The 26,253-nt window shown below is 57.0% G+C and carries 19 protein-coding genes and 3 pseudogenes; 6 read left to right on the forward strand and 16 right to left on the reverse strand.

Annotated elements, in window-relative coordinates; translation table 11 throughout:
- Nucleotides 1–191 precede the first annotated feature (191 nt).
- The 12 genes and pseudogenes from FH041_RS06015 to tssA form a co-directional block, all read right to left on the reverse strand.
- Nucleotides 192–2,662: pseudogene (locus tag FH041_RS06015) on the reverse strand (type VI secretion system Vgr family protein); the annotation flags it as partial.
- Between the two features lie 36 nt (nt 2,663–2,698).
- A complete protein-coding gene (locus tag FH041_RS06020; RefSeq protein ID WP_236167241.1) occupies nt 2,699–3,556 on the reverse strand; it encodes a hypothetical protein in 858 nt (285 codons plus the stop codon).
- Nucleotides 3,557–4,197: 641 nt separating this feature from the next.
- Complete coding sequence (locus FH041_RS06025; RefSeq protein WP_140174260.1) at nt 4,198–5,160, reverse strand: T6SS immunity protein Tli4 family protein; 963 nt, start codon at nt 5,158–5,160, stop codon at nt 4,198–4,200.
- A gap of 101 nt (nt 5,161–5,261) precedes the next feature.
- Complete coding sequence (locus tag FH041_RS06030; RefSeq protein WP_225806693.1) at nt 5,262–6,965, reverse strand: alpha/beta fold hydrolase; 1,704 nt, start codon at nt 6,963–6,965, stop codon at nt 5,262–5,264.
- Between the two features lie 220 nt (nt 6,966–7,185).
- Nucleotides 7,186–9,667: pseudogene (locus FH041_RS06035) on the reverse strand (type VI secretion system Vgr family protein); the annotation flags it as partial.
- A gap of 36 nt (nt 9,668–9,703) precedes the next feature.
- Nucleotides 9,704–10,561, reverse strand: a complete 858-nt coding sequence (locus FH041_RS06040; protein WP_166741504.1) for a hypothetical protein — start codon at nt 10,559–10,561, stop codon at nt 9,704–9,706.
- Entirely contained in the window at nt 10,554–11,543 is a 990-nt protein-coding gene (locus FH041_RS06045) for a DUF2515 family protein (protein WP_239938282.1), read from the reverse strand. Before FH041_RS06045 ends, FH041_RS06040 begins: the two co-directional genes overlap by 8 nt.
- Entirely contained in the window at nt 11,540–14,293 is a 2,754-nt protein-coding gene (locus FH041_RS06050) for a type VI secretion system Vgr family protein (protein WP_140174262.1), read from the reverse strand. Before FH041_RS06050 ends, FH041_RS06045 begins: the two co-directional genes overlap by 4 nt.
- A gap of 36 nt (nt 14,294–14,329) precedes the next feature.
- Nucleotides 14,330–15,184: a hypothetical protein gene (locus FH041_RS06055; RefSeq protein ID WP_088523626.1), complete on the reverse strand. Its 855-nt coding sequence runs from the start codon at nt 15,182–15,184 to the stop codon at nt 14,330–14,332.
- Nucleotides 15,184–16,305, reverse strand: coding sequence for a hypothetical protein (locus FH041_RS22935; protein ID WP_239937953.1), 1,122 nt, complete (start codon nt 16,303–16,305; stop codon nt 15,184–15,186). Before FH041_RS22935 ends, FH041_RS06055 begins: the two co-directional genes overlap by 1 nt.
- Nucleotides 16,306–16,316: 11 nt before the next feature.
- Nucleotides 16,317–16,571 (reverse strand): PAAR domain-containing protein, encoded by a 255-nt coding sequence (locus FH041_RS06065; protein ID WP_028687577.1) that lies wholly within the window; start codon nt 16,569–16,571, stop codon nt 16,317–16,319.
- 35 nt (nt 16,572–16,606) lie between these two features.
- Nucleotides 16,607–17,203 (reverse strand): annotated as a pseudogene (tssA, locus tag FH041_RS06070) (type VI secretion system protein TssA); the annotation flags it as partial.
- A 2-nt stretch (nt 17,204–17,205) separates the two neighbouring features.
- On the opposite strand from tssA, the gene FH041_RS06075 reads away from it, so the two are divergent.
- From FH041_RS06075 to qatD, 3 genes are read left to right on the forward strand one after another with little or no spacing between them, the layout of a single operon-like run.
- The gene (locus tag FH041_RS06075; protein ID WP_204846419.1) at nt 17,206–17,568 is read left to right on the forward strand and encodes a hypothetical protein; all 363 of its coding nucleotides are present in this window, start codon (nt 17,206–17,208) and stop codon (nt 17,566–17,568) included.
- On the forward strand, nt 17,565–18,830 hold the full coding sequence (gene qatC, locus FH041_RS06080) for a Qat anti-phage system QueC-like protein QatC (protein ID WP_088523628.1): 1,266 nt from the start codon (nt 17,565–17,567) through the stop codon (nt 18,828–18,830). Before FH041_RS06075 ends, qatC begins: the two co-directional genes overlap by 4 nt.
- Entirely contained in the window at nt 18,830–19,570 is a 741-nt protein-coding gene (qatD, locus tag FH041_RS06085) for a Qat anti-phage system TatD family nuclease QatD (RefSeq protein ID WP_088523629.1), read from the forward strand. Before qatC ends, qatD begins: the two co-directional genes overlap by 1 nt.
- An 812-nt stretch (nt 19,571–20,382) precedes the next feature.
- Here the strand turns inward: qatD and FH041_RS06090 are convergent.
- From FH041_RS06090 to FH041_RS22665, 3 genes are all read right to left on the reverse strand, one after another.
- Nucleotides 20,383–20,772, reverse strand: coding sequence for a hypothetical protein (locus tag FH041_RS06090; protein ID WP_140174263.1), 390 nt, complete (start codon nt 20,770–20,772; stop codon nt 20,383–20,385).
- A gap of 57 nt (nt 20,773–20,829) precedes the next feature.
- Complete coding sequence (locus tag FH041_RS06095) at nt 20,830–21,183, reverse strand: hypothetical protein (RefSeq protein WP_140174264.1); 354 nt, start codon at nt 21,181–21,183, stop codon at nt 20,830–20,832.
- A gap of 173 nt (nt 21,184–21,356) precedes the next feature.
- Nucleotides 21,357–21,524: a hypothetical protein gene (locus FH041_RS22665; protein WP_165919278.1), complete on the reverse strand. Its 168-nt coding sequence runs from the start codon at nt 21,522–21,524 to the stop codon at nt 21,357–21,359.
- Between the two features lie 268 nt (nt 21,525–21,792).
- Here FH041_RS22665 and FH041_RS06100 point away from each other — a divergent pair, with 268 nt between their 5' ends.
- The 3 genes from FH041_RS06100 to FH041_RS06110 all read left to right on the forward strand — a co-directional run bounded on the left by FH041_RS06100 (nt 21,793) and on the right by FH041_RS06110 (nt 25,056).
- Nucleotides 21,793–22,623: a hypothetical protein gene (locus tag FH041_RS06100; RefSeq protein ID WP_176417812.1), complete on the forward strand. Its 831-nt coding sequence runs from the start codon at nt 21,793–21,795 to the stop codon at nt 22,621–22,623.
- A 297-nt stretch (nt 22,624–22,920) separates the two neighbouring features.
- The gene (locus FH041_RS06105) at nt 22,921–23,148 is read left to right on the forward strand and encodes a hypothetical protein (protein ID WP_111475846.1); all 228 of its coding nucleotides are present in this window, start codon (nt 22,921–22,923) and stop codon (nt 23,146–23,148) included.
- Between the two features lie 180 nt (nt 23,149–23,328).
- A complete protein-coding gene (locus tag FH041_RS06110) occupies nt 23,329–25,056 on the forward strand; it encodes an RNA-directed DNA polymerase (RefSeq protein ID WP_088523632.1) in 1,728 nt (575 codons plus the stop codon).
- A 231-nt stretch (nt 25,057–25,287) separates the two neighbouring features.
- On the opposite strand, the gene FH041_RS06115 is transcribed toward FH041_RS06110, so the two are convergent.
- Complete coding sequence (locus FH041_RS06115) at nt 25,288–26,238, reverse strand: hypothetical protein (RefSeq protein ID WP_088523633.1); 951 nt, start codon at nt 26,236–26,238, stop codon at nt 25,288–25,290.
- Nucleotides 26,239–26,253: the final 15 nt, after the last annotated feature.

Here is a 26,253-nt window from a genome sequence, read left to right on the forward strand (position 1 = left end):
AGCAATCTGGCTCTGTTGCACCGGAATCTTCCCAGCCGCATCCGAGACATACTGCATCACGCTGCCATCAGCCCGGGTCACCTCAACCTTCACCCCCGGCGCAGGCTCCCCGGTGCTGAGCTTCTTGATCACATACGGGTCGGCAAAGTCGGTCTTGGGCATTTCATTGAAGCTGTGCGACAGGCTGGAGCCGCCGCTGAAGACCTTTTTTGCCCCTTTGACATCGATGGTTCCCGGCGCATGGATTTCGATGTTGCCGCCCTTGATACGAATGTAACCGCCACCACTGGTCAGCAGAATCCCGTCCTTGGCGGCGATCTCGATCCCGGCCGCCGTCGAGCTAAGTTTCATGTTCTGCAACGAGGTCAACAGCATCTCGTCGTTCTGCGCCTGCAATTCCACCTTGCCCTTGGCCGCAAACAACTTGGCCCCGGCGTTCTGCGCAAACAGGCTGATGCTCTGCACCACGCTTGCCAGCAATGACTTGCCGCTGGCGATGCTGACGTCTTCACCGGTACTCACAGTCAGGTGCTTGCCGCTGTGCAAGTGGGTGTTCTGCGGGGTGGCGGTGGCGATATCGGCCGGGGAGGAGGCGATCAGCAGTGGCTTCTGGTAGCCCGGGGTCTTGCCGCGTCCGCCGCTGCGGATGGCCCACGCGGTGTCGCCGCCGTTGCGTTGCTGTTCGCTCGGGCCTTGGCTCGGGCTGCTGTTGTCGTTGCCATAAGTGACGTCGGCATCGGCGTTGAGCTGGGTGAGGCTGTCTAGGCCGGCCTGTAGAGCATCGGCGTTGTGCTGCTTGGCGGTATTGGACAGGGGTCTTGAGGCGTTGCTCGCTGTTCTGCAGTTGTTGCTGGGCTTCGCTGACGTCGAGCTGGGCGCCCTGGGCGTTGCTGCGTTTCCAGGTGCTGAGGTACAGGCCCTGCTGGGCGCGCAGGGCGCCATAGGCGTCGGTGCGCAGCTCGAAGCCGGTGCCGCGCAGGGCGCCGCGGTGGTTACCGCGCTGGTCGATCAGGTAGCCGAGGTTGAGCTGGGTGTGGCCGTGGCTGCTGTGCAGCTGGGTGCGCACCTGACCGGTGGAGTCGTCCATCACCCACTGGTTGAAGCCGCCGCCGCCGATTTCCTTGCTCTTGTAGCCGCTCATCAAACCGCTGGAGTGCCAGGCCGGTTTATGGCCGCCGTACACTTGGCCCATGATCAGCGGGCGGTCGATGTCGTTGTCGAGGAAGGTGACCACCACCTCTTCGCCAGCGCGTGGCACGTTCACGCTGCCCCAGTCAGGACCGCTGCTCGGTTGCAGCATGCGTAGCCAGCAGGAACTCAACTCGCCGTCTTGGCTGAGGCGGTCCCAGTGGAAGCGTACGCAGACGCGGTTGAGGGTGTCGGTGAACAGTTCATGGCCGCTGGGCGAGACCACCACGGCGGTCTGCGGGCCAGGGCTGGTGGGCTTGGTGTGCTCGAAGGGGCTGCGGTACGGCGCACTGTGTAGCTGGCCTTCGAAGTGGCTGGTGAAGAACCCGTAGGAGGCTTCGCTCAATACCGAGCCAAGCAGCGAATCGTCCGGCGCCGGGCGCACGGTCTTGAACAGCGGTGCCAGGCTGCCGGGGGCTTCGCGGCGCTGCTGGGCCATGGGCAGGTTGCTTTCGGCAAAGAACTGCACCTCGATCAGCAGGAACTGCCGGGCCTCGACGGCCTTGCGCTCGTACAGCGGATGCTGGGTCAGCTCGAACCAGCGGCCGGCCTGCAACTGTCGCACGCCGGCTTGGCCGTGCACGCGGCGGGCCTGGGATTCGCGCTGTTCCATCTGCACGCGGCTGAGCCAGTCGCCGCGCTCCTGTTTCTGCCAGTTGTACTGGCCCTGGTATTCGTAACGCTCCAGCGCGGCAGGGGCAGAGGCGGCCTGCAAGGCTGGCATCACACTTTCCCGCGGCTGGCTGTGGGCCAGGTAGTCGACGCTGCGCCAGTTGAGCTTGCCGCTGAGCAACTGCGAGCCGGTGCTCCACTGGGTGATGCCGTCCTGCTTCTGGGTCACGCTCTGGGTGTGGAACGGGACTTGTTGCGGAGCCAGAGCGGGCAGGGTATCGACGCTGTCGGTGAAGACGATGCAGTGGCTGTCGGCCTTGTGCTCGACGTACCAGAAAATGCCTTCGAGTTCGCACCAGCGCTGGACGAAGTTGGCATCGGTCTCGTTGAACTGGGTGACGTAGGACAGCTGTGCGTATTCGCGGCGCAGGTCGAGGCGGTAGTTGCCCTTGGCCTGTTCGTACTGGGCGAACACGGCTTTGAGGATCGCGGGCAGGGTTTTGTCCTGCCAGATGCGGCAGTCGCTGCGGTATTCGAGCAGGCTGAACCAGGGCGCGAACACCAGCTGCCAGTCGTGCAGGCCGCCGTCGCTGCCCAGGTAACGCACGCTCTCGACCAGGCCATGGCGCGGGGCCTGGCTGCCGTCGTCGCAGAGCAGGGCCAGGCTGACAGGCTGGCCGATGAGTTTTTCCGGGTGGAACTCGGTGTCCTGCACCAGCACATCGAGGGTGTAGCGCGGGGTGCGGCCGATGCGCTCGACGCCGTGGGCGCGCAAGGCTTGCAGCTGATCGGTACCCAACGGAGTGGCCAGTTGCAGCAAACGGCCGCTTTGCGAAAGCGGGGTGCCGAAGGTCAGGTCCATGACACAGTGTCTCCTGAGTGGGGGCTGATCGGGTGGTTATTCCAGGGCCTTGATGGGCGGGTCCTGGTAGTCCTCATCGATGGCGATGCCCATTTTTTTCAGGCGTGCTTCGGTTTGGGCGCGTTCCTGGGCCATGCGTTTGAGTTCGGCGGGGACGAGCGCCTTCCAGTTTTCACGGTCTTCGTCATCAACGAAGCCCTTGTAAAAATCGGCTTCCCTCCGGAAGGTCAAGGTGAACAAGTAGGACCCTTTCTCTCTGGGCGCTTGCGCGCCGTTTTCACGCTGTACGGTTACTTTTAGGTATTCATTGTCTCTATACAACAGCCAATTACTGAACATTGGCATAGATAGCCACCCATTTTTATTCAGGCCAAGGGTGGGGTCTCGCCATGGGCCCGTTGCGACAGGAATACCTAGGACTTCATCCACATCTTTGAATTTACTGATTTCAGTGGCTGGGATTCTCGCCTCGTTTGGATAGATATAGCGTTGCCATCCCGCCTTGCTGAGTTTATCTTGGAGCTCACTAAAATAATTCATGGCAAGTTCGTGCTCGCTATTTGGCGCTGCGCCATTCAGCGTGACATACGAGTTTAAGAGCGTATCACTTTTGTAGGACACTAATGCCGCGCTGATAACGTCGTCAAAAACCATAGGTTGATTGCTGCTTTCAAAGGTCAATACGGCTGTGTTCGGGCTGGCTGAAGAGGTGTCGAACTCAAAAAAGCAGATATCACTATTGCAGTCTTTGGACAGCGGTGCAGTCGATTGAGACAGCAGTGACTGGATAGGTTCGTGAAAATTTATTTTGATTGTGGGTCTGTCGTTTTTCATTTCCGAGTTCTCACATCCATGCAGTGCTGCGAACATCACGATAATTACGGGCCTGGGCATTTTTACTCCAAAAGGCCATCGCGCGGTGTAGCGGAGTCGAAGAAGGGATTGTGATGGTGTTCGGTGTTCTGCGACGACTACTGTGCGCCGCACTCCCAACTTCTCAGGTAGAGATGTCTGAAAGCGCGCAACGTTTGTAGCTCGTCAAGCCTCCATGAAGGTTCGCTCTTTGAAAGTGGGATGCCAATGGACAGAGTCATGTGGAACAAGACGCCGTGAATATCAAATCAAAAGAGCAAGGGTAATGAGCGCAACCATAAGCTGCATTAATATAATGATTTTCAACCACTTAGGTTTTTGCGTATAGAAGAAATAGATTGTGTTGCTTATCAAGGTCACAACATTTGTGAATGATAAACAAAGTAAGGCGAATATTTTCTGGTATCCTCCTATCCCAGGCATCGTGCCGTGGCTTGGCCCCGTTAACAAAATGAGAGAGACAATCGAGCCTAGGATTGCAAAGCCGATACTCACGGCTCCTAAATAGCGTACAGGATTAGAAGAGGTCGAAGTCATGAGTATTTTGCCCTTTGCGTAGTTGCTTAATACCTGATGGAGATTTGCCCGATGCTTGATAGTGAACAGCCTTGCATCTATTTCGCATCACTGCACCAGGCAGGCAGATCTTCATTTTAACGAGGTTATTTTGAGACGAGGGAATTGAGCGCGTCATCCCAGATCTTCATAAATTCTTCCTCGCGCACTGAGTAGGTTTCCTCTTGATCAGGAAATCCTGTGCCATTTTTTGGCGGTTGCTTGGTCGTGTAGCTGTAATCCAAATCCAAACGAATTTCGGGCTTGTCAGCCCTATTGGGCTCGCCCGGATAATACCAGACAGCGTTCACTTCGGTCAGGTAGCCTTCTGCTGATTTCTCTGTGCTTGCCTCAATGATTTCTTCACCTACCAGATTATTGACTGTCCGTTTGGTGTTGCGATAGGTGCGGTGCTGGAACTCAGACTTCATTATCCATGCTGTCGCATCAGCTGATGAAAAGCCGTTTTTGTTTCTTTCAGATAAATATTGGTTGGCTGCACCCCCATATTGCTTAGATGTAAACTTTGCTCTCAGATTGGGCCGTTCTGCGAAATTAATGTCCACATAAACACCTTCATTGCCGGTTCGATAGGTCAAGCAGCCTTCCATGTAGCAGAGGGCTTGTTTAACATCAGTGCCACTGAGGAGTATTGAGTCCAGTATTTCCCTGATTTGGTTCTCTCGATTGAGTGTGCTGTCGTTGCCAAGAACAAATTTTAAGTTATTAAACCACTGGTACGCCAGTGTGGAGTGCACTACTTTGTTAATAGGTTCTCCATCGAGCCCTTCACCCGTAATTCGAGTATGGTCATAATTGAAGATAACGGCCCCCTGTGCTAAATCCTTTCGGGTTGCCTTATGTTCCGCGTTGCCACGATTTCGATCTTCGATGATGCGCCAGTTTTTTTGTGCCTCTCGCTCTACACGGGGCTTGATGAAGCGCGGTGTGATGGCTACAGGCACGCCATTCAGCTCTAGTAAAGCGCCATCAAATACGGCGTCACCCGGCAAGTCCATGGTGAACCGACCCACGCGGACCGTTTTTTTGGGGTTCGTGCTTGAGTCCATTACTGTTGTGGCTCCTTGTGCGGTAGGGGTAGTCAATGGGACAGCCGGTAAAGCACAGCTCATCACGATTGCAATCGCAGCCGCACTTCCAGTACGAGGCACTAGCATAGGTTCTTAGCATCCTTGGCGAGGCTGACAATCGAGTGGAGCGTGATTGCCCGGGCCGACTTGTCGTTGTAGGACGCGCTGTGTTCGAACCCAGAAAGACGTGCTGAAAATTTTATATGGTCTGTTACAGCAGCAGCTGAGTGCGAAGGCACCGTCCCGTCACCCGTATCATCCTGCGAGGCCATCGCCGCGTGATAAGCGTCCCCGCTGTATTCAGCCCCTATTACTGCAGGACCGTGCAGCGGTTGATAGGCTATTTTGCCGGCCGTTTGTGCATTATTGAGCGTCAGATAATTGACTCTGTTATCTGAACTCAACCTAAGGTGTGGGGTCGCCTCTTTTGACGACACAGGAGAGAATTGGCCGGTCATATTTCTGAATGCTTTGAGAATCCAGTCAATTTTATTCCATGCTGGGAATTTGCTATCAGATCCAAAATGCGCATAGGTTTCAGGGAAATAATAAGTGCCTAAAGTTGCATGAAAATTCTGAGCCATTTTCAGATTTTTCAAATACAAATTCCAGCCATCTGCAAGTCCTTCTCTATTTTGCGCGCGCGGCTCTACTAGACGAGGATCGCATAGACGCCACCATGCAGTGGTTTTTGAATAAATTTCGTCGTAGGGGTTGGATTGCTTAGGCAGTGACATCAAGAGGGGACCGTCTTTTTTCCCCCAGCGGACATTAAGCCACCCGTTGCCGTACAGTTGATTCGGTAGCAACTGTAAAGGGCCTGGGGCGCCAAAGACCGGGGTGACTTCATCAGCATTTTCCCCTATAGCCCACCGACCTATGACATCTTCCCACCCGGCTCTAACGCGTCGATATGCTGTGCCGGCACCTATAGCTGGCTGTACGCCGTGGACAACCCCTAATATATTTTCGGGGTGTTTTTGTGCGCAACGCCTCCCTACGAGCCCACCCATTGAGTGAGTAACGAGGATGACTTTGTCGCACTTTAACTTCAGCCGTGTTCTGCAGTCGTTCAGTACATACTGTATGTAATGAGCCAATTCATCAGCCGATTCTTCATTGCTTCTCAGCCAGTTATAACCGCACGCGTATACAGGATAACTCCATGCTGAGGCTTTCTTGTAGGCAGTTAGGTCCAGCGCTTCATAACCCTTAATTGCCTGAATGCTGCCCTCAAATGCTAACATCGCACCTTTGACTCGCGGTTTGCCTCTACCCGTATCATGATAGAGCGTTCTCAGTTCGTTTTCGAGAAAGCTCAATATTGGTCCATAGCCGCCAAGGTCGCTTAACAGAACCGAACCCCATCCGCGTCGTTCGATCTCATCCTTAGGCAGCGGGCATGTTTTCAAATCGAATCCGGAGAAATCCGCCTCACCTATTGCCATCGGAACTTTGGTCTGTTCAGGATCAAGCAGAGTCTTTTTTTCCGCTGGGCTGAGTCGATTGAATCCACCAATGATGCTTGCAATCCCCATCCAACCCAAACTATCCGGAAACCAGGCCCATCGGCCGTTTAATTTTTTCACCAAATTTTTATTATTCTTGCCTGTCGCGAGTAACGGTGTACCCATAATGCCAGGTACGAAGATGACAGGAATTGCCTGCCTTGGGCTGATATACAAAAGGTTGTCTGCACAGCCCTGGCTCTCTAGCGGCGCAGAGGCTTGTTCACGCCCGTCAGGCCCTATCTGAGTTTGCAATATGCTTTCTTTCTGATCCATGGGGGCACCTATGGTTATTCGATAATCTTGAAGACGTACTTGCCCAGCATGTCGCTTTTCTGCTGCTGGGCGCGGCCCTCAGCATCAGTGACCCCGCTAATGATGCTGCCGTCCTCTCGATGAATCTCATATTTCACATTTCGTGCAACTTCGCCATTTTGATATTTGACCGCAACCCGTTTCTCAAATTTTACGTCTGGCATTTCGTTGTAACTATGTGACAAGCTCGTAGGGCCGCTGAAAATCTTTTTCGCCCCTTTCACATCGATCGTCCCTGGCGCATGAATCTCAATATTGCCGCCCTTGATGCGGATGTACCCGCCGCCACTGGTGAGCAAGATCCCATCCTTGGCGGCAATCTCGATACCGGCAGCGGTTGAACTGAGTTTCATGTTTTGCAGCGAGGTCAGCAGCATCTCGTCGTTCTGCGCCTGCAACTCCACCTTGCCCTTGGCTGCAAACAACTTGGCCCCGGCGTTCTGCGCAAACAGGCTGATGCTCTGCACCACGCTTGCCAGCAATGACTTGCCGCTGGCGATGCTGACGTCTTCACCGGTACTCACAGTCAGGTGCTTGCCGCTGTGCAAGTGGGTGTTCTGCGGGGTGGCGGTGGCGATATCGGCCGGGGAGGAGGCGATCAGCAGTGGCTTCTGGTAGCCCGGGGTCTTGCCGCGTCCGCCGCTGCGGATGGCCCACGCGGTGTCGCCGCCGTTGCGTTGCTGTTCGCTCGGGCCTTGGCTCGGGCTGCTGTTGTCGTTGCCATAAGTGACGTCGGCATCGGCGTTGAGCTGGGTGAGGCTGTCTAGGCCGGCCTGTAGAGCATCGGCGTTGTGTTGCTTGGCGGTATCGGAAAGCGTCTTAAGCCGCTGCTCGCTGTTCTGCAGTTGTTGCTGAGCTTCGCTGACGTCGAGCTGCGCACCCTGGGCGTTGCTGCGCTTCCAGGTGCTCAGGTACAGGCCTTGCTGGGCGCGCAGGGCGCCATAGGCGTCGGTGCGCAGCTCGAAGCCGGTGCCGCGCAGGGCGCCGCGGTGGTTGCCGCGCTGGTCGATCAGGTAGCCGAGGTTGAGCTGGGTATGGCCGTGGCTGCTGTGCAATTGGGTGCGCACCTGACCGGTGGAGTCGTCCATCACCCACTGGTTGAAGCCGCCGCCGCCGATTTCCTTGCTCTTGTAGCCGCTCATCAAACCGCTGGAGTGCCAGGCCGGTTTATGGCCGCCGTACACTTGGCCCATGATCAGCGGGCGGTCGATGTCGTTGTCGAGGAAGGTGACCACCACCTCTTCACCAGCGCGTGGCACATGCACGCTACCCCAGTCCGGGCCGCTGCTCGGTTGCAGCATGCGCAGCCAGCATGAGGAAAGCTCGCCTTCCTGGCTGAGGCGGTCCCAGTGAAAGCGTACGCAGACGCGGTTGAGGCTGTCGGTGAACAGTTCATGGCCGCTGGGCGAGACCACCACGGCGGTCTGCGGGCCAGGGCTGGTGGGCTTGGTGTGCTCGAACGGGCTGCGGTAGGGCGCGCTACGCAGTTGGCCTTCGAAGTGGCTGGTGAAGAACCCGTAGGAGGCTTCGCTCAATACCGAGCCAAGCAGCGAATCGTCCGGCGCCGGGCGCACGGTCTTGAACAGCGGTGCCAGGCTGCCGGGGGCTTCGCGGCGCTGCTGGGCCATGGGCAGGTTGCTTTCGGCAAAGAACTGCACCTCGATCAGCAGAAACTGCCGGGCCTCGACGGCCTTGCGCTCGTACAGCGGATGCTGGGTCAGCTCGAACCAGCGACCGGCTTCGAGTTGGCGCACGCCACCCTGACCGTGCACGCGGCGGGCCTGGGATTCGTGCTGTTCGATCTGCACGCGGCTGAGCCAGTCGCCGCGCTCCTGTTTCTGCCAGTTGTACTGGCCCTGGTATTCGTAACGCTCCAGCGCGGCAGGGGCAGAGGCGGCCTGCAAGGCTGGCATCACACTTTCCCGCGGCTGGCTGTGGGCGAGGTAGTCGACGCTGCGCCAGTTGAGCTTGCCGCTGAGCAACCGCGAGCCGGTGCTCCACTGGGTGATGCCGTCCTGCTTCTGGGTCACGCTCTGGGTGTGGAACGGCAGTTGCTGTGGGGCGAGGGCGGGCAGGGTGTCGACGCTGTCGGTGAAGACGATGCAGTGGCTGTCGGCCTTGTGCTCGACGTACCAGAAAATGCCTTCGAGCTCGCACCAGCGCTGGACGAAGTTGGCATCGGTCTCGTTGAGCTGGGTGACGTAGGACAGCGGTGCGTATTCGCGGCGCAGGTCGAGGCGGTAGTTGCCTTTGGCGTGTTCGTACTGGGCGAACACGGACTCGAGGATGGCGGGCAGGGTTTTGTCTTGCCAGATGCGGCAGTCGCTACGGTATTCGAGCAGGCTGAACCAGGGCGCGAACACCAGCTGCCAGTCGTGCAGGCCGCCGTCGCTGCCCAGATAACGCACGCTCTCGACCAGGCCATGGCGCGAGGCCTGGCTGCCGTCGTCGCAGAGCAGGGCGAGGCTGACGGGCTGGCCGATGAGTTTTTCCGGGTCGTACTCGGCGTCCCGCACCAGCACATCGAGGGTGTAGCGCGGGGTGCGGCCAATGCGCTCGACGCCGTAGGCGCGCAAGGCTTGCAGCTGATCGGCCCCTAACGGGGTGGTCAGTTGCAGCAGACGGCCGCTTTGCGAAAGCGGGGTGCCGAAGGTCAGGTCCATGACAAGAGGTCTCCTGAGTGGGGGCTGATCGGGTGGTTATTCCAGGGCCTTAATGGCCGGGTCCTGATAGTCCTCATCGATGGCGATGCCCATTTTTTTCAGGCGTGCTTCGGTTTGGGCGCGTTCCTGGGCCATGCGTTTGAGTTCGGCGGGGAGGAGGGTGGTCCATCGTTCACGGTCGTCACTTTCGACGAAGCTTTTATAGAATTCGGCTTCTGTTTGGAAATTAAGCGAAAATAAATAGGTGCCGCGGTCTTGTGGTGCTTGCAGGCTATTTTTGCGTTGCACACGAAGCTGCAAATAATTGCCATTGTTATAGAGATACCAGCTGTTAATCGTTGGCATGGCCAGCCAATCCGTTTGGTCTAATTTCAACGCAGGGTCTTTCCATGGGCCCGTGACGGCAGGTACGCCTAGCACTTCATCAAACCGATCAAATCTTTTGGCTTCAGCTCCTGATATTCTCGCTTCGCCAGGGAAAATGTAGCGCTGCCATCCTGCGGCTTTCATTTTATCTAGTGTTTCATAAAAATAAATAGCGGCCTCGGTGTGCTTGGCGTTCTCAGTCACGCCCCCCAGAATAATGTTGGTGTCGGTAATCATGCTGCCGTTGTGCGTAATGAATACTGCGCTTATAACATCGTTAAAAACCAGTGAGCTTTCGCTCGATGTGAGGAACGCTTTCGCTTTGTTAGTGCTTTCTGCGGGAATGTCAAAGTCATAAAAACACAAGCTGGAATTGCAGTCTTTGTCAAAAGAGGCAGTGGAGCTCGATAACATATTTTCAATGGTGCCATTCAGATCGGATCTGATGACTGGTTTTTCTTCGTTCATATTCGAGTCTCCGCAGGCGGCCAGCGTGATGAAGATGATGGCGCAAATTATTTTACGCATGATCCCACCAGGTGGCTATCGTGCCAATTACTTCTTCCATTGATTTCTGGTCTGTGGTCATAAGTTTGTGGTATTTGTCGGCAATTTTTGTGATGAATTTCATCCTGTCTTTGTCGTTATATAGATCGCCTTTGGTCATGGTTACATCAAGCTCTGGGTTTCCGGTTTCACACTGCGTGCTGAATGCTGCCAATCTGCGAGGCACACCTAACTTACCTTCCATCTTTGCCTGCCCATCCAGAAGCAACTGGAAGTCCCAGTTCTCGTAAATTAGCGGCTGCAGAATCCAAAGCTGCTCGTGGTCAGCGATTTTCATCAATGATGCTAATTGGAGATCCCTGCGCGATCGCAAATCTTTTACGCGTTCAACTTGCTGAATGAGTGCAAAGCCTTCTTCAAGTGGCGGGGTTTTTGCTAGAAAATTCACCTTGGGCAGTGCGTCAGCAGCCCAAGGAAGTTTTTGGAATGTATCTTTGAATTCGCAAATATAGCTATTCCAATTTCGTTCCGGGACGGCGTTGTTGAATTCGTGAGGGTAGTTTATGTAAAACCAGTGCCATACAAAAATATCCTGGAACAGCCAGAAGTTTCCTTCCCCCAAGTGCATCATGGTGATGTCAAAAAAAGGCGCGGCTGCCACAGTCCAGCGCCATTTGCTATTGCTTGAGTAGTCCAGTGCACACATGACTTGCTTGCTTGCGAACGCAGCAAGCCCAGTCCAATAGAATCGGCCTTTTAGTTCGGGTTTGCCATTTTTTTCAAGTTCAAGATAAATTCGCGCGTAATTGCCGGCGATGCGTTCTGCTCTCGTGCTGAAGTCTTTGATTAATTCATAGCGTGCAGTGTCTTTGAATTCGATGCGGGTTTTCACCGATAGCCGCCGTACCGCTTCTTGCTGGCCGAGGGTCCATAGTTCGTTGTAATGGAGGTTGGGGCGGTTTGTAGAGCACGTTTGCTCATTGAATTTGAAATTTTGGTTCATTGTTTTTTTCTCGGCACATATTTGTCAGCCCCTGCCGGTACCACGAGTTCATCGGGTACAAGTCGCATTTTGGCTGAGTCGGGTGTGTCGCTGAAAAGGCGCGGTGTCATACCTTCCTGATCAGTGAAGTAAACCCGCTTGCCTTTGCCAGGAATGTCGAACTCGACAGCTACGTTTTCCAGTGGAACGCCGAAATTGGTCATAAATTTGTTCTGCTCGTCATACATGCCCGAGTCAGGACCGTTTGGAAGCTCTTTGAACGAGTGCTCCATGCTGGCCGGTCCATCCAGCGTTTTCTTCGCTCCCTTGATGTCGATGGTTCCCGGCGCATGCACCTCGATATTGCTGCCTTTGATGCGGATATAGGCTCCCCCGCTCGTAAGCAGAATTTCTTTCTGTGCCGACATCTCGATCAACTGTTCCAGCGACGTGAGCTTCATGTTTTGCAGCGCAGTCAGTTCCATGGCATCACTTTGCGCTTCCAATTCGACCTTGCCCTGGGCGGCAAACAACTTGGCCCCGGCGTTCTGCGCAAACAGGCTGATGCTTTGCACCACGCTTGCCAGCAATGACTTGCCGCTGGCGATGCTGACATCTTCGCCGGTACTCACCGTCAGATGCTTGCCGCTGTGCAGGTGGGTGTTCTGCGGGGTGGCGGTGGCGATATCGGCTGGGGAGGAGGCGATCAGCAGTGGCTTCTGGTACCCCGGGGTCTTGCCGCGGCCGCCGCTGCGGATGGCCCACGCGGTGTCGCCGCCGTTGCGTTGCTGTTCGCTCGGGCCTTGGCTCGGGCTGCTGTTGTCGTTGCCATAAGTGACGTCGGCATCGGCGTTGAGCTGGGTGAGGCTGTCTAGGCCGGCCTGTAGAGCATCGGCGTTGTGTTGCTTGGCGGTATCGGAAAGCGTCTTAAGCCGCTGCTCGCTGTTCTGCAGTTGTTGCTGAGCTTCGCTGACGTCGAGCTGCGCACCCTGGGCGTTGCTGCGCTTCCAGGTGCTCAGGTACAGGCCTTGCTGGGCGCGCAGGGCGCCGTAGGCGTCGGTGCGCAGCTCGAAGCCGGTGCCGCGCAGCGCGCCGCGGTGGTTGCCGCGCTGGTCGATCAGGTAGCCGAGGTTGAGCTGGGTGTGGCCGTGGCTGCTGTGCAGCTGGGTGCGCACCTGGCCGGTGGAGTCGTCCATCACCCACTGGTTGAAGCCGCCGCCGCCGATTTCCTTGCTCTTGTAGCCGCTCATCAAACCGCTGGAGTGCCAGGCCGGTTTGTGACCGCCGTACACCTGGCCCATGATCAGCGGGCGGTCGATGTCGTTGTCGAGGAAGGTGACCACCACCTCTTCGCCAGCGCGTGGCACGTTCACGCTGCCCCAGTTAGGGCCGCTGCTTGGTTGCAGCATGCGTAGCCAGCAGGAACTCAACTCGCCGTCTTGGCTGAGGCGGTCCCAGTGGAAGCGTACGCAGACGCGGTTGAGGGTGTCGGTGAACAGTTCATGGCCGCTGGCGGAGACCACCACGGCGGTCTGCGGGCCGGGGCTGGAAGGTTTGGCGTGCTCGAACGGGCTGCGGTACGGCGCACTGTGTAGCTGGCCTTCGAAGTGGTTGGTGAAGAAACCGTAGGAGGCTTCGCTCAATACCGAGCCAAGCAGCGAATCGTCCGGCGCCGGACGCACGGTCTTGAACAGCGGTGCCAGGCCGCCGGGGGCATCACGGCGCTGCTGGGCCATGGGCAGGTTGCTTTCGGCAAAAAACTGCACCTCGATCAGCAGAAACTGCCGGGCCTCGGCGGCCTTGCGCTCGTACAGCGGGTGCTGGGTCAGCTCGAACCAGCGGCCGGCCTGCAACTGGCGCACCCCGCCCTGACCGTGCACGCGGCGGGCCTGGGATTCGCGCTGTTCGATCTGCACGCGGCTGAGCCAGTCGCCGCGCTCCTGTTTCTGCCAGTTGTACTGGCCCTGGTATTCGTAACGCTCCAGCGCGGCAGGGGCAGAGGCGGCCTGCAAGGCTGGCATCACACTTTCCCGCGGCTGGCTGTGGGCCAGGTAGTCGACGCTGCGCCAGTTGAGCTTGCCGCTGAGCAACTGCGAGCCGGTGCTCCACTGGGTGATGCCGTCCTGCTTCTGGGTCACGCTCTGGGTGTGGAACGGCAGTTGCTGTGGGGCGAGGGCGGGCAGGGTGTCGTTGCTGTCGGTGAAGACGATGCAGTGGCTGTCGGCCTTGTGCTCGACGTACCAGAAGATGCCTTCGAGCTCGCACCAGCGCTGGACGAAGTTGGCATCGGTCTCGTTGAACTGGGTGACGTAGGACAGCGGTGCGTACTCGCGGCGCAGGTCGAGGCGGTAGTTGCCTTTGGCGTGTTCGTACTGGGCGAACACGGACTCGAGGATGGCGGGCAGGGTTTTGTCTTGCCAGATGCGGCAGTCGCTACGGTATTCGAGCAGGCTGAACCAGGGCGCGAACACCAGCTGCCAGTCGTGCAGGCCGCCGTCGCTGCCCAGATAACGCACGCTCTCGACCAGGCCATGGCGCGAGGCCTGGCTGCCGTCGTCGCAGAGCAGGGCGAGGTTGACGGGCTGGCCGATGAGTTTTTCCGGGTCGTACTCGGTGTCCTGCACCAACACATCGAGGGTGTAGCGCGGGGTGCGGCCGATGCGCTCGACGCCGTGGGCGCGCAGGGCCTGCAGTTGGTCGGCACCCAATGGGGTGGCCAGTTGCAGCAGGCGGCCGCTTTGCGAGAGCGGGGTGCCGAAGGTCAGGTCCATGACAAAGGGTCTCCTGAGTGGGGGCTGATCGGGTGGTTATTCCAGGGCCTTGATGGGCGGGTCCTGGTAGTCCTCATCGATGGCGATGCCCATTTTTTTCAGGCGTGCCTCGGTTTGGGCGCGTTCCTGGGCCATGCGTTTGAGTTCGGCGGGGAGGAGGGTTGACCAATGCTCACGGTCATCGCCTTCGAAGTAGTCTTTGTAGAATTCACTTTCTGACTCGAACTCCAACGTGAACAGGTAAGAAGCTTTCTTCTCGGGCACAATCTCACTATCCCAACGCAGTACACGGAGCACCAGGTAGACGCCGTCCTTTTGCAAATACCAATTGCTCAATGTCCGCTTCGACAACCACGCTTCCTGGGTCAACCTCAATTCAGGATCATTCCAAGGCCCTGTGCCCACGGGTTTATCCAAGACGTAGTAAGGTTTGAATTTCTGGGCTTCGGTGCCTGGTATACGGGCTTCATCTTGAAGGATGAATCGACGCCAGCCTTCTGCTCGCAATTTGTCGAGCAATTGGGCGTGATACATCATGGCTTCAGTGGGCTCGGCATCCGGTTTCACACCGCATAACGTTACGTTGGCGCTAGTCACAATATCGCTTTCAAATGTAGTTAGCTTTGTGCTGACTACGTCGTCAAACTTTAAGCTGCCTGCGTCAGAAACCATTTCCAGGTCCGCTCGAAGGGGCTCGCTGAAAGCCAAGGAGTACTTGTACATGCATAGCCCTACCATGCAGTCCTTCTGAAACTGCACAGATGAGCCCGAGAAGGCATTCTCGACAGGCGCGTCCAGTTCGAATCGTATGGAGGGCTTTTCCACATTCGTGTTCGAGTCCCCACACCCGGCAAGCGCCAGGAAAAATGCACAACTGGCGTATTTGATCATCAAACGCCCTCGCTCGGTCGCTGCTCGGCAACCACCGCCTGCAACGGCCCCAGCAACCAGCCTTGGGTCTGTGTCGATGCATGCCGATCCATCACCAGCACTGCACCTTCCAGGCTGTTGGCCGCTTGCAACGCCAGCGCCAGCGCACTCATTTCGCTGATACCCGGCGCGTATTCACCCGCCAGCAGGGCATGGCCGATCACGTGTTGCTGCATGTCGCAGTCGGGCAGGTGGGTATCGAGCAACTGGTACAGGTGCTCCAGGCGGTTGTCGTCGTGGTGGCCGTCAGTAACCAGGCCTTTCACGTCGGTCAAGGCAATGCCGGCCTGTTCGCACAGCTGCTCGCTCACCTGCTCCAGGCCACCGCAGCCTTTGCGCGGCAACAGCGCCCGAGGCCCATGGGCGTGGTTCACCGCAGGGTGCAGCTGCCAGCGCGCATTGCCCTCGGGGTTGGCCAGGTCGATGCGTTGCAGGTTGAGCACCGCGATCGCTTCACCGGCCATGCGTTCGCCTTTCACGCTCCCCGCGCGGTCCACCGTGGCCCAGCTGTCGATGCCGATGCACAGCAGGTTGGCGGCTTCCAGCTCGTTGCACTGGGCCCACGGCAGCCAGGTGGCGAAGGTCTGGCCGGGGGCGCTAAAACCGTGGCCGGGCAAGTAGTCGAACGGCCAAACTTCGAGCAGTGCATCCAGCCAGGGGTCGGCGTCGATGCCGGTGGGGGCGAACACCACCACTTGGGTCTGGTCCCAGTCCAGGCCGCCAGCGAAGTCGTGCCATTGGCCGAGCATGGCCTGCAGCAGCTGCAGGGCCCTGGGCAGAATCCTGACTTCGGCACGCGCGCTGCCCGCGCGAATACGCCGCACGGTATGACGGTGGCCGGCCGGGGTGACCAGCCGCGGGTCGTGCTCGAAGTCGGCGTTTACCCTGCCCAGCGCCTTGCCTGCCTTGGCGTCGGCCGGGCTCAGGTTAGGCAGCCACACCCAGGCATCACTAAGGCCGATGCGGGTGGTGTCGTACTCGGCGCGCGGGCGTGGTGGGGGTGCCAGGCGCTGTGCTTGCTCGCGGCGCTCGCCGATCACGTCCCACAACGAACGATGGCCCTGGGCGAAGGGTTTCAACATGCTGGCAGTCCTTACAGTATTCCGGTGTCGCTGTTGGTGGCGATCAGGCTGGAGCCGCAGGCGGTCTTGTCGCCATGGCGGGCCACCGGCATGCCGTCGACCAGGGTGGAGGTGTCGCCGCTGGCGATCACGCAGGCGCCGTGCAGGCACATCACCTTGTCGCCGAGCCTGGCCACGGCGCGGCCGTTGACCAGGGTCGATGAGGAGGCCTGCACAACCATGCCGCCGCGGTCGGTAGGGTCGTTCAAGAGAATGATCGGACGCATGTCGAAACTCCTTTTCAGCCGGCTAGGACCACAAATCAGTCACGAGGTTGCAGGGTGCCGAGCACATCGCGAATGCCATCAACCACGCTGCTGTCCTTGATCACATCGTTGAGCCAGGATTCCAGCGGCATGTTGCCCCACTTGATGGCACGTTCCACCAGGTAGGGCACCGGGCTGTGCGGTTCTGTCTGCTTGAAGAACTGCGCCACGCCCTGGAGCAAGGTGAAGGCTTCTTCACGGTTCAGCGGTACGGTTCGCAACGGGGCACTGTGGCTAAGCTGTGCAGCGGCCGGGGCCGTACCGGCTGCTGCCGGCAGTTCGGGCTGTGCTGCTTCTTCGGCTGACGCTCCTGGAGCGGGTGCCAACTCTACACCGCGCTCCTTGAGTAGGCGTTCCACCAGTTGTCGGGCCTGCACAAGCACGTCGTTAAGGGGCAGAAAGCTCGGCGCGTCATGGCCGAACGCATTATCGGCTGTGGTCTGCAGTTGCTGGCAGGCGCCCAGGCATTCACTGATTTGCGCGTGCAAAACGTGCAGGTGCTCGGTATCGGTCATCACCACCGAGCGTTGGAAGAGTTCGGCGTTGATCTTGCCATCTTCCAGTGCCTGGTGCATGGCCGAGGGGTAAGGAAGTCATGCCTGACACCGGGAGCATCGATGATGAGTCGCTGCGCAACGCAGGGTCGGACGCGATGGCCTTGCTGTACCAAAAAGATCCAGACGTCGATGTTTTCGTCCTCACCGATGACCAGATCAACTCGGTCATCGGTTTCACAATCGGTAACGCTGTGTGCAACCGACTCGACGAGCAACTAGGCCAGACCTACGAAAAACTGAAGTATTCGCCCCTTCAAGTGCAAGAGCTTCGAAATGATGTTCAGGAATGGGTACACGGTGAGGTAGAGCGGATCATGGAAGGACTAGCAGGCCAACGATTGGATTGCCAAACCCTGGCGCAAACAGTCCTCCAGGGCGCCCTGGAGGTCTTTGCAGAATGATCAAGGTAATTTGCGCAAGAGCTGACCAACTGCCCGCTGAACTTCAACAGGGCGAACGCGCCTTTTCGTACTTCAAGTCCGCCCGGCGAGAGGGTGTTGGTACCATTGCCAAGGGCTGGCATGGATCCCTCAAGCGCAAAGGCTTCCGGCCTAGCCCGGCCATTTGGGATTTCGTTCAGTTTTGCCTGGCGGTGTGCGCAACTGATCTGTGTGGGATGCGCAAGACCAGCGCCGATGGTTGGACGCGTACGATTGAGCTCAGCGTCGGCTTGCATGAGCCGCTGCGATGGGAGCCTTACAGAGCCGAGCTGGAACAGCTGCTCAAGGTTTTGACCGGGGATTACTGGACGCTTATCTTCACCGGCGCGGGCATGCCGCCACCTGAAGGAAAGTTCGTTGCCAAACCTCAGGACTGCGTGTCGTTGCTGTCGGGAGGCCTTGATAGCCTGATCGGCGGTCTCGATCTGGTAGCTCAAGGGCGGCGTCCCTTGTTTGTCTCGCAACTGGCGCATGAGGACTCGCAGCGCCAGCGAGATTACGCCCAGCTGCTAGGCGGCGATGGAGCTCATTATCAGTGGAGTCACGGCATCAGCTTCAAGGGCCCCAAAGAACCTTCAACCCGTGCCCGATCCTTGGCGTTCTATGCGTTCGCGGTGCTGGCGACCTCGCGGCTGGCCGACCCTCGCCCCACGTTGTTCATTCCTGAGAACGGGTTCATCTGCGTGAATCCGCCGCTTGTCCCCGGGCGCGTATCGAGCTTGAGCACTCGCACGACGCACCCACTGTTCATAGCCAAGCTCCAGCAGGTGCTGGACGGCATTGGAGTGCATGTGCAGCTGGAATTACCCTATCGGTTCAAGACCAAGGGCGAAATGATGAACGACTGCCTTGATCCGGTGCGCCTGCAGCAGTTGGCCTGGCAGACGACCAGCTGTGGGCGTTTCCGCACCTATAACCGCACGCACTGCGGACGCTGCGTACCTTGTATGATTCGTCGCGCTGCGTTCACAGCATGGACGGGAGGGAATGATGCCACCCAGTATGTGTATTCCAGCCTGGTCGGGAGCGACAAGTCCAGCGGCCCTGATGATCCCATGGCTGTGGCACAGGCTGTCTTGACGACCCGGTCTAAGGGTATCGACAGATTCCTGGGCGCCTCGCTCGCGTTTGCTCCAGTCGATGAGCGCCCACAGTATCGCTCAGTGCTCACGAATGGCATTAATGAACTTGAAGCCTTGCTAACTGGAGATGGCGTACTTTGATGGACTTCCACTGCCACCTCGACCTTTACCCCAGTGCCCGTGACGTTTTTGCACAGGCACAGGAGAGGAACGAGTTCACGTGGCTTGTCACCACCAGCCCCCGAGCGTTCAGCGCGACGTCCAGAGTGCTGGGTGGAAGCGACAAGGTGCTGATCACTCCCGGACTGCACCCGGAGATCGTTGGCGCCCGTCACGCTGAGCTCGACATGCTGCTTGAGCAGATCAGACACGTGAAGGCAGTGGGCGAGGTCGGCCTGGATGGCTCCAAGCGCTTTCAGGCGAGTTACGACGTGCAGCGCAGCGTGTTTGTTGCCGTCGTGGCGCAGTGCGCAGCCCTCGGCGGTCGAGTACTGAGCATCCATTCGCGTCAGGCCGTTAAGGATGTGCTGGCGGTATTGCACGATCATCCGGGCTACGGTACTGCGGTGCTGCACTGGTTCACTGGAACCACGACGGAGCTCAAGGCGGCAATAGCACAGGACTGCTGGTTCAGCATTGGCCCAGCAGCCTTCAACTCGGCAGCGGGGCAGGCCTTGGCCAAGAAACTCCCACGCGATCGGGTCGTCCCTGAAAGCGATGGGCCATTTGCGCAGGTAGATGGCGCCAGTGTCATGCCGTGGAGTGCAGGTCATACCGCGCAGATGCTGGAAAAGGTATGGGACGTCACTCCTGCAGACGCCATGCATATTCTGGAGTCGAATTCTCGTCGGCTTCTTGGCCTGATTCGGGCACAGGGTTGATCCAAGCCATAAAGCCCGTACAGGTTAGCCAGGCGGGCGGTGAATGGAGGATGGATGCATGGAGCAACCGAACCGAGCACAACGTTACAACCGAGTGCATGTTGGCGGCCAGGTCTGACCGCCGCGATCACTAATCGGTGCACAATCCATGACACGCCTTCAGACGGCCAGCGCCAGGCAGCAGGGGGCATGAGAGGCAGAGGGTAGGGTGGATCCCCCGAAAGGGCACCGGCATCAAGCGGTTTCAGGAGACCTGGGAGAAAGTGCTCCAGGTTGAGTTGAAATCGAAACAGCTTAAGGGCATTGATACATCACCGTTCATCAGTGAGGTACAACAATGCGTGGAAGTTACAGCAGCAGCTCGCCTGCCGGAATCTTGATCTGTTTGGCTGTGGTTTTGTGTTTCTGTGCCGTGGTCACGTTGGCCGACCAGATACATCTGGATATTGCCACGACCGGTGTTGTCTTGGGGAGGCTGGCTCTAGCCTGGTTCTTTGGATACTGCCTGGGCCGAGGGCTACTAGGCGTGGGCCTCAGCTACAGCTGGCCAGTGTGCCTTGGGCTCTCCTGGATCGCACTCATGCCTGCGTTCAGCGTTTGGCTTGGCGAGGATACCTACGTCTGGTTCGAGCCTTTTTGGTCTCAATGTGTAGGTGTGGTAGCAGTAGCGCTTCTCGCGTTTCGCATTAGATCATTCGTAGCGTAAGTCGGATCGGGGCGTGACCATGAATACCTCAGACTGAGGTTAGAGGCGCGCCCTCCGATCGATGGCATCATCTATTCTGTAGGGCATTCGACAGGTTCGAAAAGTACTAGGCGAACATTTTGACAAACCAATGCTCTTTTATCCTGCTCAACCACCCCTTGCGCCGGTTTTTACTTGATTCACTCCCATATTTTGCATGATATCGCTGCACTGCCGCCTCCATTTCTCCCACGTACCTTTGAAAATCGTCGGCGGCATACTCCAAAAAGCGTTCGTCCATCAGGACACCGTCAAAAAAGTTGACCGACACCCCCACACCCTCGGTTTTGCGAATGGCTGACAAGACCCTTTTTTCCCAAGTGTTCTTTCTACCAATACGCGTGCTTATTTCCCTGTAGCCCTTAGCGGTGCCGTCGCTGTGAGCCATTACGTTCCTGATAACAGTCAGATGATCCAGGTCTGTGATGCCTTTGCCACCAATGACCTTTTTCAGCATATCGTGGGCCTTTTCAATTGGCCCCATACCCTTGAGCTTTCCCTCAAACCCAGTGAGTTAAAGCATAAACTCCAGGCATTGACTCATACGGTGTTCGAACAACCCAAACATCGTAAGAAATGCTGAGCGTCGAGTGAGTTGGGCAATCATAAACTTGTGCGTCAATAACACTTCATCATGGTCATAATCGATAGAAGCGCCACATGAGTAGAAAGTCCGTTGCCGCACGTAGCTTTCACCGTACTGATCGTACGCTTCTTCTTCGTGCTCATGCTCCTTTATCAAATCTTCGGCTTCCTTGAGTGCAAGCGCCACATTTTTTTCTGCCTGCTCTGCGAGCATTCGCATGACAGAGATGGACTCGCTGAGGGCACACATATGAACACTGAAAATAAAGTCGAGTTTGGCCAAGTTGCCTCCCTGCAGGCTCATTTTGAAGACACACGATTTTCTGGGCAGATCTGCGATCTGCTCAGCGTACATAATCCATCCGCGCCTCGATATCCCAGCCTGAGCTGGCGCCCACATAGACGTCTGCGCATCAAATGCACGCCATGGATCTCCGAGGGCAGAGCTCTTGGCTTTCAGCTCTCAGGGGACTGATCAGACCCCCTCATGGCTTCCAACAGCACTTCAAGCGCATCGAGCAAGCGTCGATCTTCACGGGCATCCCCGGTTTCCGGCCTGTACGTTTGGCAATGCCGCATCAAGGCATCAAAATCGTTGCGGTTGAGGTCAAACTCAATAAACATCTAAACCCACCATGTGTTCGCCTTTGCGATCGCCAGTATAAATGAGCAGGCTTCAGGAGAAATACGCGATCAGCACTTTGCCATCGACTTAGGCCTGTTGCTTGGAGCGGGCACCGGTTAGTTGATCCGACACCCACCATTGCTGATCTAGGCGCGGAAATCTGGGGGTACCGTATCAGCTGTCATGCCTATGCGGTGACTGCAGCAGTACGCCCCGAAGATCGACTGCTCAGACATCGAGCCTTTGCACTGAAACCAGGAGTTAAGCTTGGATATCCCAGTTCCATTCAACCTCGTAGTCAAGGCTGCCGATTGGATTTGGCAGCGAGTCACCAAAGCCTTGCTGTACAAAACCTATGCTGCGTCACATGAAAAATGGGCTATTCGCCACCGGCTAGGAGCGCGGTGGGATCCCTTGGGTAAGCACTTGGAGTATTCGGTACGCCTTGCACTGCCTACAGATCCGGAGCCAAGGATCTCGCGTTTGGCGCTGCGCGCAACCGGAGAGAGCCTTGCGAAAGTTGACTTGTATTTCGAGGCGATTGGAGCAGGCATTCGCTATCAGGAGAAAGTATCGGTATGCGATGTGGACACTCGCCCTATCGTCTGGAACCTCACGAATATCCCCGTCCAGGCATTCGTGGGCGGTAAGGAGTATGGCATTGCATTCTCGGTAGAGGAGATCCAGCTGCGGCAGTGTGTGATCCAGCAATCAACGGGGGCTGAGTTGCCTGCCCAGAATTCCGTCACGTCCTGCATGACCCAGAGTTGGCTCTTGAGCGATGAGTGGAGACTCCGCTGGGGAAATCGCTGGAATTGTAATGCGATCAAATTTGCCAAGAGCGAGATTGCTCTTTATTGGCGATTCAGGTTCGGCCTACCTACGTACCGCGTTTACACACCCTTCGCCTCCTCAAAACGGAAATTCAGCATGAGCCCTGTATTGCAGGCGCTGGGTCTGTTAATGGGCCTGCCGGCCTTGGTGAGGACGCAATTCTGGCTAGCCATTTGGTCTGGGCTCTGGGTGATGGACGAAGATGACAGGCTTTGCTTCCGGTGGCGTGATAGTAGGGTAGAGAGCGAGGCCCAGGACGGTTGACTCTGCGCTTTGAAGCCGCTGTTCGCACACAGCAAGGCAATGAGGTTCTTCGGGAAAGTGCTCGCGCTTTACCAGACAATCGTCTGCTGATGCCGATAGAGAACAGGATGGAAAAACTCACTAGAGGTGGCGCTAGGGTGATCAGGCCTAGTGTTCCTTTGATGGGCCGGATAGCATTTCATCATTGGAGGCTGGAACGCTCTGGGCTGACCTCGCCAACCGCAATGACTCGTGCTGAAGTGTTGTGTCAGTGCTCCGCACGCCCGCTCTGGGTGATTTTTGAGGAAGATGGGTAAGATGGATCCCTACAAGCGCGCTCACTATGTCAGCAGGCTAGCCAGTGAAATTGGCGCAATAGGCCAATCCTTCGAGGCCTTCGGGGGGCTGGTGCTGACATTGGCATTGAATGTGCCTGTCAACACTCAAGGAATCAATTCCAGAGGCTTTCCCGTTGCAGGCGTGGTTGATGGAGTGTCCCCAGATGGCTTTCAAGCCGCTGAGTGCAGCAGGGGCAAGATTCGCTGAGCGGCGTCGTCGAGTAGCCTTCACCAAACTTTCATGGCATATAGCTACCGGGTAATCACCACCGCCGGCATCCATGTGATTGAAACCTGTTGCCATGTGGGGGCTGAATGCTTTCTGGAAAGACTGAGCCTGCAAAACTGAGGCCCTTCACTCACCAACACCTGATTGCCAGGGAGAGCCATGCAGCTACAGGACTTGCTTTCAAGAGGGTATTTCCCGATCCAGCTTCCAGTCGGATTCAGCACCACGCAGTTGGCGGAAAAAATCGAGGAGCTCCAAGCTTCCTGGGATGAGGCCCTGGACGGAAGAAGGCGCATACTTTCCCAATCTGAACGATTTTCGGTGGCGAGGTCGTCATACAGCAGACGTACCACCTCTATACCCAACCCGGTCAATTTCTATGGATTGGCCAAGGACATCTGCCGGTACTGGCCGAAAATCCAAGAGCATTTCGACAAGAGTGAAATCTCTCGAAGCATTCCTGGGACTGGAGGATCGCTGCGGGCGATTGAGCTGACGAAATTCACTGACCTGTACGAGGAGCGCGTGCGCCGCTCGGCGGGCGCACGGTATGCGCTGGTCACCGATATCTCGAGCTATTTTCCCACCATCTACACCCATACGATTCCGTGGGCCTTGCATACAAAGGCGCTAGCCAAGATCAACAGGGGCAAATCCGATCAGTTCTTCGGCAACACCCTGGATCAGCGCTGCATGGGTACGCAGGATGGGCAGACCATTGGGTTGCCGATTGGCCCGGATACGTCGCACATCATCGCCGAGATGATAGGCGTCGCGATTGACGATTCCATTCGAGACGCGCTGGGTGGCTGGCCTAAAGGCTTCCGCTATGTCGATGACTTCACCTTCTTTTTCAACACCAGGGAAGAGGCTGAACGCGCGCTGGCTGTCATCATCAAGTGCGTCAGCGCATTTGAACTGCAGATCAATGCATCCAAAACGAAGATTGTTGAAGTCCGCGAGCTCGTCCAGGAGTCCTGGAAATACACCCTCAAAAAGCTGGTTGTCTCACCGAAGCGCCGTCAGCAAAAAGACGACATCCACCACTATTTTGAGGTGCTGTTCTCGCTGGAGGCACGGTTCAAGGATGAAAGCTTGGTCAAGTATGGCTTGAAGCAGCTTTCATCCACGATTATCAAAAAATCCAACTGGCCCATCGCCGAAGCCTACCTGCTCAAATGCGGGTATGGATTTCCCAACACACTTCAAGTGATCACCCAGATCCTGGTGACTTATCATCGCCATCAGTATGAATTGAACCGGGAAGCGCTGGGCGATTTCTGCAGGAACCTCCTCGGGTCAGCCTCTGCAGCGAACCATCATAGTGAAACGGCCTGGCTACTATGGCTGTGCAAGGAGCTCAGGATTTCCCTAGAGGCGCCACTGGTACAGCAAGTGCTCCAGATGGAGAGCTCTGTGTGCTCGCTCATCGCGCTGGATCTAAATCAGTCCGGTTTGGTGGCCGGCGAGCTCAGTCTTGCCGATCTCGAGTCGTTGGCAACGGGCCAGGCGCTTGTAGGCAACAATTGGATGCTGGCTTATGAAGGCGGGCGCCGGTGTTGGCTTTCCAACACAAACCTTGAATTCATCCAAGGGGAAGAATGCTTCGCAAAGATGCTAGAAGCTGGCGTAGGCTTTTATAACGAAGAGGCTGAGCTCCCGCCTATCTTCCAGCTTAAGCAATCAGCGCTCAACGACTTCGATTTCGACTCCGACGCTGCCATCGAAGACGAATTCGACTTCGATGACATGGATGAAGAGTACTTTGACTCCGCTGACCATGGCGATGAGGACGAGGACGAGGACGAGCCAGAGACGGCCGCGCGGCCAGCTGGCACCCAAGATCTGTTTGCAGCCGACGACTCCGATCCAAACGAAGTCTGGTAGGCGGGCGAGTAGGGCGCAGCTGGCGGTGGGTAGGCAGGCTCGTCCAGGCGACGCCCCTGGGCAGCCCTCCGGGCGATTTTAGATGTACAACCGACGGTACCGATGGCGCCTTGACCTCAACATCCCACTGCTGGATTTACTGGCGTTACCAGGCCTGGGCTGGCCTAGCATCATGGCAGCCTCGACCTAGCAAACGTCGTGTGCTTTGAGGGGCTGCGCAGGAGTCGCAGGCTACCTGTCGTACTTGGAAGGCAATGGACAGTCGTAATTGACGTCAATCATGTCCAAGTTCTTCAGCTCGAAATTGGCGTAGCTTGTCCCATTCGATGTACGTACTGTGGGCTGTCCGTACAGGAACACGAATGCGGTCGGTTTAGGCTCCTGAGAGATCTTTGAAAGCCTGGTTGCCATGAGGTTCTTGAGCCTGTAGCGGTCGATGAGCGCATCCGAGACGAAGCTTGAGGTTGTTAAGCTTTCGGTTCCGCGCATCAAGCATTTCTTGAACTTGATCCGGTACGCATCGTCTTTTCTGGTGCGGTCAATGTAGGCCCAGCCATAGTAGATGACGGGGTGGTCGGGGAGGTCGTTAAGATCCTGCTCCCAAATGCATTTGAAAATGCTGTCGTACGCTACGTCCTGGCCAGCGATGTTGAGGCGGCGAAACTCCAGGGTGTTGTCAGATCGATAGCGAATGTACCGACTCACCACCGAACGGACGGAGTAGATGGGGCCAACGATCCCAGACTCACCCAGCTTGGTGGTGTATGGCCTGGTGCTCTTAGCGCGCTTTTTCGCTACCTGCACATCGGCAGCGGGATCCTGGGTGGGCTCGTCGTAGTACGAGTCGGGACGCTCGAGCTTGAAGACGTCAACAATGGATTCATCGACAGTTCTGCGCTCCTGCCCGTCGGGGCCGTTCGGCTCAACCTTCAGATCGACCGCCTTCCCGTTGACAACCCCGCACGTCTCACTATGGTCGCCGTAGACCTTGAAGTGCGGCACCACCCGCATGCTCTGCACGTCCTTGTCCAGATTCGCACAGGTCACCTGCGCTGTGCAGCCCGCGCCCGGACAAACGAAGAGACGTTTGTTGGTGATGACTCCTGCCCAATACAGGTCATAGGCTCGATCGGGGTCGACAAAATCTCCAGCCTCAAGGCTAAACGCCACATCCAATGCCATGTCTCTAGTACAACC

Source organism: Pseudomonas sp. SWI7 (genome assembly GCF_006351945.1).
Classification (GTDB): Bacteria; Pseudomonadota; Gammaproteobacteria; order Pseudomonadales; family Pseudomonadaceae; genus Aquipseudomonas; species Aquipseudomonas fulva.